At 47.0% G+C, this 9,898-nt stretch carries 6 protein-coding genes; 2 read left to right on the top strand and 4 right to left on the bottom strand.

Going from position 1 to position 9,898, the window contains the following annotated elements; genetic code table 11:
• Positions 1-205 precede the first annotated feature (205 nt).
• Entirely contained in the window at positions 206-901 is a 696-nt protein-coding gene (nblR, locus tag IQ263_RS26785; RefSeq protein ID WP_194071100.1) for a response regulator transcription factor NblR, read from the bottom strand.
• 442 nt (positions 902-1,343) lie between these two features.
• Between nblR and rbsK the strand changes: the two genes are divergently transcribed.
• Positions 1,344-2,270, top strand: a complete 927-nt coding sequence (gene rbsK, locus IQ263_RS26780; protein ID WP_194071099.1) for a ribokinase — start codon at positions 1,344-1,346, stop codon at positions 2,268-2,270.
• Positions 2,271-2,604: 334 nt separating this feature from the next.
• Here rbsK and IQ263_RS26775 read toward each other — a convergent pair whose 3' ends face one another.
• The 3 genes from IQ263_RS26775 to purL form a co-directional block, all read right to left on the bottom strand.
• Entirely contained in the window at positions 2,605-3,690 is a 1,086-nt protein-coding gene (locus IQ263_RS26775) for a fatty acid desaturase (RefSeq protein ID WP_194071098.1), read from the bottom strand.
• A gap of 771 nt (positions 3,691-4,461) precedes the next feature.
• Positions 4,462-5,928 carry an amidophosphoribosyltransferase gene (purF, locus tag IQ263_RS26770; RefSeq protein ID WP_194071102.1) on the bottom strand — a complete coding sequence of 489 codons (1,467 nt, stop codon included), beginning with the start codon at positions 5,926-5,928 and terminating at the stop codon, positions 4,462-4,464.
• A gap of 350 nt (positions 5,929-6,278) precedes the next feature.
• On the bottom strand, positions 6,279-8,852 hold the full coding sequence (gene purL / locus IQ263_RS26765; protein ID WP_194071097.1) for a phosphoribosylformylglycinamidine synthase subunit PurL: 2,574 nt from the start codon (positions 8,850-8,852) through the stop codon (positions 6,279-6,281).
• 758 nt (positions 8,853-9,610) lie between these two features.
• Between purL and IQ263_RS26760 the strand changes: the two genes are divergently transcribed.
• Positions 9,611-9,898: pentapeptide repeat-containing protein (locus IQ263_RS26760; protein ID WP_228050392.1), on the top strand; the 288-nt coding region annotated here is incomplete at its 3' end.

Raw genomic sequence — 9,898 nt, 5'->3', positions numbered from 1 at the left:
GAATGGGGAATGGGGAACTGGGAATTGGGAATTGGGCGGAGCGAAGCGGAGGGATTGGGAATTGGCCCGCGCAGGTCATTGGGAATTGGGCATTAGGAATAACAAATAACCAATAACCAATAACCAATAACCAATAACCAATAACCAATAACTAATGACTAATGACTAATGACTAATGACTAATGACTAATGACTTCTTCAAGCTTCACGCATCACGCATCACGTAGCCAACACCCCGCACCGTCTGAATCAAGCGTTTTTCGCCTTCATCTTCAATCTTGAGCCGCAGATAGCGGATGTAAACTTCTATCACATTCGACTCGCCTAGAAAGTCGTAACCCCAAACATTCTCTAGAATTTGTTCCCGAGTCAAAACCTCGCGGGGATGTTCCATCAAATACTTTAGCAGCTCAAATTCTTTCATCGTCAGGTCGATCGTCCGTCCGTTGCGGAGGGCACGCCTAGAAGCCAAATCCAAAACTAAATCGCCAAACCTCAACTGTTCGCTACTGGGGCGTTCCGGCTGCAAATACAAGCGTACCAAGTGCAAAAACTCGTCAGTGCGGTAAGGTTTGAGAAAATAATCGTCCGCCCCAGCTTCCAGACAAGCCACGCGATCGTCAACTGTATCACGACCGATCAATAATAACACCGGTACCCGATTGCCGCTGCTTCGGAGGTGAGAACACAGTGACAGTCCCGACTCAGGGCCGAGTATGCGATCGATTACAATCAAAGCTGGCTGCAATTCACGGGCTAAATGTTGGCCGGCGGCGGTATTTGAAGCTATTACCGGTTCGTAGCCTGAAGATTTTAAGTCGAGACTCAAGTGTCCGGCGAGAACTTCGTCTGTTTCTACTAGCAGGACACGGGGATTGCGATCGAAAGTAATTGCAGCCATTGAATTGACCGGTGAAGACCATAACTGTTGTAGCACGTTTGAGGGCTGTTGGTTGTTGGCTGTTGGTTGTTGGCAGTTGGCAGTTGGCAGTTGGCAGTTGGCAGTTGGCAGTTGGCAGTAATTATTAGTTAACCGTTAACAGTCAACAGCTAACAATAACCAATAACCAATCACCAATAACCAATAACCAATCACCAATCACCAATCACCAATCACCAATCACCAATAACCAATAACCAATCACCAATCACCAATCACCAATCACCAATCACCAATCACCAATAACTAATAACCAATCACCAATAACTAATAACCAATCACCAATCACCAATCACCAATCACCAATAACCAATCACCAATCACCAATCACCAATAACCAATAACCAATAACCAATAACCAATAACCAATAACCAATAACTAATAACTAATAACTAATAACTAATGACCATCATCATATTCGGCAGTATCAATATTGACCTAGCAGCAAAAACTCCCCGTTTACCGCAGCCCGGGGAAACTATTATCGGTAGCAATTTTTTGACGGCTGGCGGCGGCAAAGGAGCAAATCAAGCTGTCGCCGCCGCGCGTCTTGGAACTTTTACCCACATCGTCGGCCGCGTCGGCAATGATAAATTTGCTGAAGAATTATTGACAAATTTACAATCTTATGGTGTAAATACAGAGAATGTATTGATAGATAAAACCACTCATTCGGGTGTGGCAATTATCGCGGTAGATGATAGCGGTCAAAATAATATTATTGTGATTCCGGGGGCGAATAACAATGTTGGTGCAGCAGATATAGAATGTCTGAAAAAACTGTTGCCGCAATCTACATCGCTGCTATTACAGTTAGAAATTCCCCTGGAAGTTGTCCGAAAAGCTGCTAGAGTTGGCCGTGAAGCGGGGGTGCGAGTGATTCTCGATCCTGCACCGGCTGTGGGGGATTTGCCGATCGAACTTTATCCGCTAATTGACATTATCACGCCGAATGAAGTGGAAGCTGGCCAGTTAGTCGGTTTTGCGGTGAATGACACGGAAACGGCGATGGCAGCGGCTAAACAGTTGCAGGAACGCGGTGTCGAAAATGTTATTGTCAAATTGGGCGATCGCGGGGTGGTGGCTGTGACTGCAGATGAGAGCTTTTTTGTGCCGGCTTTTGCTGTGGAGGCGATCGACACTGTGGCCGCTGGCGATGCTTTTAACGGCGGATTGGCCTGTGCTTTAGATGGCGGTCGATCGCTCCGTGAAGCAGTGGTGTGGGGCGCAGCAGCGGGCGCTCTGTGTGCAACGAAAGCGGGCGCTCAAGCTGCTATGCCCGATCGCGCAACGTTCGATCGTTTTTTGCAGAATAGGCTTATTGGCTAAATATTCGATAGATAGGAAGACGGCAGTTTGTAGGGCGTGTCGCTTCTTCGTATAATTTAATATCGTGTCCGATCGATTGATAGCAATAAATTGGATCGCGCGTGCCGTGTTTGTTATGGTAATCGATCAAACTTGATATAACGAGCACAAAAAATGAAAAAACCAGGTTTCTTTTAAGAAGTCTGGTTTTTGCGTCTGGGCTGACCCACGCGAGGGCCCAGAAACCGGGTTTTTCAGTTAATCTACAGGTTAGTGCGAAGAATTATTGTCAAAAAAACCCGGTTTCCGATCGCCCCAGAGTGAGTCCTTGGGGTATTTTATTGTCTAGTTGAAGCTACTTAACTTCGGACGATGGCCGAGTGTTAGGCGATTCGTAGTAAACCCCAGAACCTGTATCGGAGACAAAGTGACAATCCCAGTAAGAGCGAATAAAACTCTTCCAAATTGGATCGGTTGATTTGCGGTAATAATCGCCCAACAATGGTTTAATTGCTTCGGTTGCTTCCTTCAAGTGATAGTGCGGCATTGTCGAGAAAATGTGGTGGGCGACGTGGGTGCCGATGTCGTGATGGATGGAGTTGATGAATCCGTAATCGCGATCGATCGTTGATAGCGCACCTTTCAAGAAATACCAGTCATCTCCGCGATACCAAGGAATATCGGCTTCTGTGTGGTGCAGGAATGTTACCAAATCCAGCCACATTACAAAGATTACGTAGGGAACCAGGTAGAACTTGAGTAAAAACAACCAACCAAATTGGTAGGTTAATGCGCCTAAAAAGCCTACCATCAATACTAAGGATGCGGAACTCGTCAACACATCCCATTTTTCGGAAGGACGGAAAATCGGGCTACCAGGCATGAAGTGAGAACCTACCCGATCGGGCGATCGGCGAAACAGATAAATTGGATAGGCAAATAACATCAAATAAAAGCGTCCCAGCTTCTCATACCAGGGCATTTGATTGTATTTGCTTTCCGACACTGGATACCAGCTTTCATCGTTATCCAAGCTGCCTGTATTTGCGTGGTGGGTTCTGTGGCTGATCCGCCAACCGTGGAAGGGTACGAGAATTGGAGCGTGGGAGAGGTGTCCGATCAGGTTGTTCAGCCATTTTTTCTTAGAAAATGAACCGTGCCCGCAGTCGTGGCCTACTACAAACAACGCCCAAAACATGGTTCCCTGCATCAACCAAAAGATTGGATAAAACCACCATGAATCGAGGCTGTAGGCGATCGCGTATAAACCTGCGATAATGCCAATATCTAAAAAGAAATAAGCTAGAGATTTCCCTGTCGAGGGTTCAAAACAATGGGCTGGAATGGCTGCTTTAACATCTTGAAGAGTAAAAGGTAACTCTTTTGTACGGGAGGATGAGCTTTTATCGCTCGGCGGATTGAGAAGAGTATTTGATTGCACGAAGTTTCCGATTTAAGCTGACTTGAGAAACCGCATTTCGCCTTTTAACTTTCACTGTGGGCTCGGAAGGAGCCATATTTTTTACTCTGCAAGGGTTTCTAAAGTTCTTTAGTTCGCATGAATAGCCTTCCCGTGATTCTCAAGCAAGTTGGCTTGTCAAATACTTGTGTGGGAAAATTTAGTGCGATCGACCCTGTTATCTAAAAAAAATTCCTGTGTTCGTTGTTAGTACGAAATGCGATTTTAATCTGATATCGCACTTCTGGAGGCAGTACCTCCAGTCCGCAGGTGGCCTATAGCGCTTCCGGCAGGAATTGTTAACGATAGTGTAGGGAAGGCCGAGCGATTTTAGATTTTAGATTTTAGATTTTTTATTGAATCTCAAACCTCAAATCCGAGTCTTGGGTTTCCCGCAAGTTCTACCCAACTGGCAATTCGCTACAATTCACTAATTCTGCAAGAGTTGCAATAGCTAAGTTAATTTAACATTTCTACACACACTTGGCAAGACTTTTCAGAAAATTTTTAAAATTCATAAATTGTTGAAAGTGACCACTCAAAAATGGATGAAATCCCCCAAAAATTGTCGAGAATTCAAGCATTTTAGATTTTCGTTCAAACTCCTAGATTGACTGTGGTGCAAGTCATATCATATCCGGTCGATTGACACTCGATCAGATTGGATCGCGCGTGCGGACTCGCATTCCGCACGCGCGAACAAGTCAATCTCAAATCGACTGATGCGCGATCGCTTTCTAGCGTTTGGTTTTTCTAGGTTGCAGCCTTTTCTAAGATCAGCTTAGACCGTTTTACCACTTCTGGAATGTCGATCGGATAATCGCCGGTGAAACAGGCCGAACAGAAACTTTTCGTATCTTCGTTAGTCGCCTTCAGCATTCCCTCTCTACTCAAGAAAGCCAAGGAATCCACCTCCATTAGAGTGGCGATTTCTGCGACTGACTTGGTAGCAGCAATCAACTGATCTTGATTGTCGGTGTCTATTCCGTAGAAACAAGGATGAGTCACCGGCGGCGAGGAAACTCTCATGTGTACTGCGATCGCGCCCGCATCCCGCAAGGCTTTGACGATTTTGCGACTGGTAGTGCCGCGCACGATCGAATCGTCGATAATGATTACTCGCTTTCCGTCCAACACATCTCTGAGAGGGTTGAGTTTCATGCGGATTCCTGACTCCCGCATGGCCTGAGTCGGTTGAATAAAAGTGCGCCCGACGTAGCGATTTTTAATTAATCCTTCGGCGTAAGGAATGCCGGAAGCTTGAGAAAAGCCGATCGCCGCCGGGATTCCAGAATCGGGAACGCCGATAACTATATCAGCATCAGCGGGAGATTCTGCTGCCAACATACGTCCGATCCGCAGTCGGTAGCTGTACAAATTTTCACCTTCCATAATGCTGTCAGGTCGAGCAAAATAGATCATTTCAAAGATGCAAAGTTTGCGCTTCTGCTGCTTGCTCCAGTGGAAGGAAGCCATACCTTCTTCTGTAATCCAAACTAATTCCCCCGGTTCTACATCCCGCAAAAATTCAGCACCAATAATATCTAAGCCGCAAGTTTCCGACGCTAAAACGTACCGTACCGGAGTTGTGGGGAGAGTGCCAATTACCAGCGGGCGAACGCCGTGGGGGTCGCGGACTCCCATCACGCCGATCGGGGTGGCGATCGTCAAACTAAAGGCTCCTTGGCACATACCAAAGGCACTGATCGCTGCTTCGAGCCAGTCTTTACCCTTGTCTACCTCCGAACCGATCGCCACTGCGATCGCCTCTGAATCCGTCGAGCTGACAAACTCGCAGTTGCGAGACAGCAATTCTTCGCGCAATTCTTTAGTATTGACAAGATTCCCGTTATGTGCTAGAGCCAGACTTCCCAAACGGGTTTCGACTACCACAGGTTGAGCGTTGATCGCTCGCGACGAACCTGTAGTAGAGTAGCGAGTGTGTCCAACGGCTAAGTTACCCGGCAAGTGACCTAAATTCGATTCGTTGAAGACTTGGGAAACCAGTCCCATATCCTTGTGCAGATGGACTGTTTCACCCTCAAAGGTGGCAATTCCTGCAGATTCCTGACCCCGGTGCTGCAAAGCATACAAACCGAAGTAGGTCAACTTGGCTACATCTTCACCCGGTGCGTAGATACCGAAAACGCCGCAAGCTTCCTCTGGCTTGTCGGGTTTGCTAGAATGCTCGTCAGCCTCGAAGGAATGGTTGGGAATCATAGATTGGGTTGGCTTGTATGTAATGGGGACGGTACGTGAGCGGGGCAATTTCACCGGTGCGTTTTGTTGGGGAAGATGCCGTATAACTTAACACTCCCTTAATGTTGCCACGGATCTGTCATTCGATTTTAGATTTTAGATTTTAGATTTTAGGTTTACTCCCCAACAGAGGAATTAGCTGAGCCCGATTAGAGTCTAAAATTTTACTCTCTCCACTTGAGATTTTAGATTTTAGGTTTTAGGTTTATTCCCCAACAGAGGAATCACCGGAGCCCGACTAGAGTCTAAAATTTTGCTCTCTTCACTAATTAAGTTAGGCGGCTAATATCCGTTCGAGCTTGTGCAACCTTTCAGGCAGAAGCTATGCGGCGTTCAATGGCATTGTAGTATCGATCGCCCAGTTCTGCGATCGTAACCTCAATTAACGGCTCCTTGTCGGTAGTAAAAACCCGCAAAGACGATTCGGTACTACGAACCAAGCCGATTTTCTGCCACTTACCGGCCAAATTCTCCTGCAAGTAGGATGTCCAAGCAGCCTCATTTTCAGGACTTACCGACACTAAAATACAATTTCCCATTTCGCCAAACAGCAATTCATCCCAACGCTGAGACTGCGACGAATTTGGGGAAAGGTGGATTTTGGCACCAAGTTTACCAGAAATGCAGCATTCAGCCAGGGCGATCGCGATTCCTCCCTCAGCACAATCGTGAGCAGAGCGTACCCAACCGCTGCGGATGCCATCCCGACAAGCTTTTTGCACTCGTCTTTCCAAATCAAAATCTATAACTGGTGGCTTACCCGCGATCGTACCGTGAACAGCAGCCAAATATTCCGAACCGCCCAAAGTCGGCGAAGTTTGCACCTGAGCATTTTCCGATACATCCCCAATTCCCAGCAGATAAATGAAATCTCCCTCTTTTTGCCAAGCTTGGCCGCAAATCTTCGTCAAATCTGCAATCAACCCCACCATTCCGATGACCGGAGTCGGATAAATTGGTACAGGATTCCCCCCTGCATCAACCGTTTCATTGTAAAGAGAAACATTACCGCCAGTAACAGGAGTTCCCAACTCGCGACAAGCATCAGCAATTCCCCGACAAGCAGACGCTAACTGCCAATATCCGACAGGCTTTTCAGGACTGCCAAAATTGAGATTATCCGTAACAGCCAAAGGTTCAGCACCAACACAACTCAAATTTCTCGCCGCTTCCGCAACTACCGCTTTTGCACCTTCGTAGGGGTCAAGATAAACATAGCGAGAATTACAGTCAACCGTTGCAGCAACTCCAGGAATAACCCCCCCCGGCCCCCCCTTGCTAAGGGGGGGAGAAATTTCTGAATTTTCCCTACCTTGTCCCTTTTTAAATAGAGGAATTACCTCTTCTTCCTCTTTGCTTGTAAAACCTTGAGAAACACCATCTTCTCTCTGTAGCCCCCCCTTAGCTGCGGGTTCTTCTAAGCTCTGTAGCCCCCCCTTAGCAAGGGGGGGTTGGGGGGGTTCTTCTAACCCTTTACCCAGGGAAGATTGGGAAGTTTCTAGAGGACGCAACCTGACAACCGCAGCATCAGCGCCTCCGGGTAACAGTACAGTATTATTTTGAACTTGATGGTCGTATTGGCGATAAACCCAGCGTTTAGAAGCGATAGTGGGAGTATCTAACAGCGTCAGTAAAATCTGATTCCAAGTTTGGAACTCACCCTTAACTTCAATCCCAAGAGCGGTGCATTCCGGCAACAAATCCGCCGTCCATTCCCAGGCTTTTTTAGCATATTCTGGCGCTTCTGTCAACAGTTCGCGGTGATAAATTGGCGTGTTGTCTGCCAAAGCAGTCGCGGTAATTTCGGCCGCGATTTCGCCTTTAAACAGGATTCGGACGATCGGCTCTTCGAGCACTGTCCCCGCGACTACGGCGTGTAATCCCCAGCGGTGAAAAATATCGATTAATTCCTGTTCCCGTCCTTTTTGAGCCACAAACAACATCCGTTCTTGCGATTCCGAAAGCAGGTATTCGTAGGGAACCATGCCGCTTTCTCGCACCGGAACTTTGTCTAAATCAAATTCAATTCCAACGCCACCTTTGGCTGCCATTTCTGATGTCGAGCAAGTAATTCCGGCCGCGCCCATATCTTGGGCGGCGACGACTGCACCGGTTTTGAATGCTTCTAAACAAGCTTCAATTAAGGATTTCTCTAAAAACGGATCTCCTACTTGGACGGCGGGGCGATCGTCCATTGATTTGTCGGTCAATTCTGCACTGGCAAAACTCGCTCCTCCCATGCCATCTCTGCCCGTAGTGGAACCGACGTAAAGCACGGGATTTCCGATTCCCGATGCGCCGGATTTAACTATTTCTTGAGTTTCCATTAAACCCAAGGCCATGACGTTAACTAAGGGGTTGCCAGAATAGGCTTCATCGAAGTAAACTTCTCCGCCAACTGTGGGTACGCCGATGCAGTTTCCGTAATGACTGATTCCCGATACTACGCCTTTGAATAATCTCTGAGTTTTGCTATCATCTAAGTTGCCGAAACGTAGGGAGTTTAAAAGTGCGATCGGGCGAGCACCCATTGTGAAGATATCGCGAAGAATGCCACCTACTCCTGTTGCTGCGCCTTGGAATGGTTCGACTGCAGACGGGTGGTTGTGAGATTCTATTTTGAAGGCAAGTTGCAAACCGTCTCCCAAGTCTACGACACCGGCATTTTCTCCAGGCCCGACCAGAATGCGATCGCCCTCTGTGGGAAACTGTTTTAATAGCGGTCGCGAATTTTTGTAACAGCAGTGTTCGCTCCACATCACGCCGAACATTCCCAATTCAGCTTTGTTGGGATGGCGGCCGAGGCGCTGAACGATTTCTTCGTATTCTTCGGGTTTGAGTCTTTCGGCGGCAATTTGTTCGGGAGAAAATGGGAGGTTTGGCATAATAATTGCGATGGTTTTGTAGATTTTACATCCCAATTAGGGATTCTTTAAATCAGAACTTAGGCATCAAGATCGAAAAAACCGGTTTTTTGATTTAATCAGCAGGTGGGAAGGCATTTTTTCGGTAAAAAACCCGGTTTACGATCGCCCGTGAGTCCAAGACTGCTAATGCTTATTTTTAGGAGGGGGAGTTTTTTGTTGATAAAAGCATTCAGATTTTAAGTTTTAGCATAGATTGAGGAGGCTGCATTTTTGTCAACTTAATCTCAAAGATCCTACCAGTTGCTTGTGACTCCGATTAGCTCGCAACGGACGCGATCGATTATACAGGAAAATTGAAAATTTACCAAATATCCGATAATGATTGACATATATCTTGTTTTCTGCTATTACAACCGCACCCAACGGTTAAGATGTTCTTAATTCCTCAAACCCTAGTCGAAGATTCCCTCTTCCCTCTTCCTGATGACGTTGGACGTTCGATGGGCGAGGACAGCAAAACATGACGTTGGACTAATGACTAATGACTAATGACTTCTTCCTTCTTCCCTCTTCCCTCTTCCTTCTTCCCTCTTCCCTCTTCCTGATGACGTTGGACGTTCGATGGGCGAGGACAGCAAAACATGACGTTGGACTAATGACTAATGACTAATGACTTCTTCCCTCTTCCTTCTTCCTTCTTCCTTCTTCCTGATGACGTTGGACGTTCGATGGGCGAGGACAGCAAAACATGACGTTGGACTAATGACTAATGACTAATGACTAATGACTTCTTCCTTCTTCCCTCTTCACTTATGACTGAAAATCTCAATTTTGCCAACCAAAACTTACGCAACCGTTCATTTAAAGGGCTTGACTTGTCTGGGGCGAACTTCAGCGGTAGCGACATTCGAGGCTGCAATTTCACCGGAGCGATTTTGAGGGGGGCAAATTTTCAGGGTGTCAGAACCGGACAAAGCCGCCTGCGGGTACAAAAGTTGATTGCTAGGGCTGGTGTAACTGCGGTGACAGTGACGGCGGCGGGGGCTGTGATGGGAATGATTGGC

It is taken from the genome of Tychonema sp. LEGE 06208, assembly GCF_015207505.1.
Lineage (GTDB): Bacteria > Cyanobacteriota > Cyanobacteriia > Cyanobacteriales > Microcoleaceae > Microcoleus.
This window is presented reverse-complemented; position numbering and strand designations above follow the sequence as displayed.

What these genes read in the sequence shown, in the direction of transcription:
- nblR (WP_194071100.1), bottom strand. Translation starts at nt 901, where the DNA reads ATGGCTGCAATTACTTTCGATCGCAATCCCCGTGTCCTGCTAGTAGAA.
- purF (WP_194071102.1), bottom strand. Translation starts at nt 5,928, where the DNA reads ATGATTCCCAACCATTCCTTCGAGGCTGACGAGCATTCTAGCAAACCC.
- rbsK (WP_194071099.1), top strand. Translation starts at nt 1,344, where the DNA reads ATGACCATCATCATATTCGGCAGTATCAATATTGACCTAGCAGCAAAA.
- purL (WP_194071097.1), bottom strand. Translation starts at nt 8,852, where the DNA reads ATGCCAAACCTCCCATTTTCTCCCGAACAAATTGCCGCCGAAAGACTC.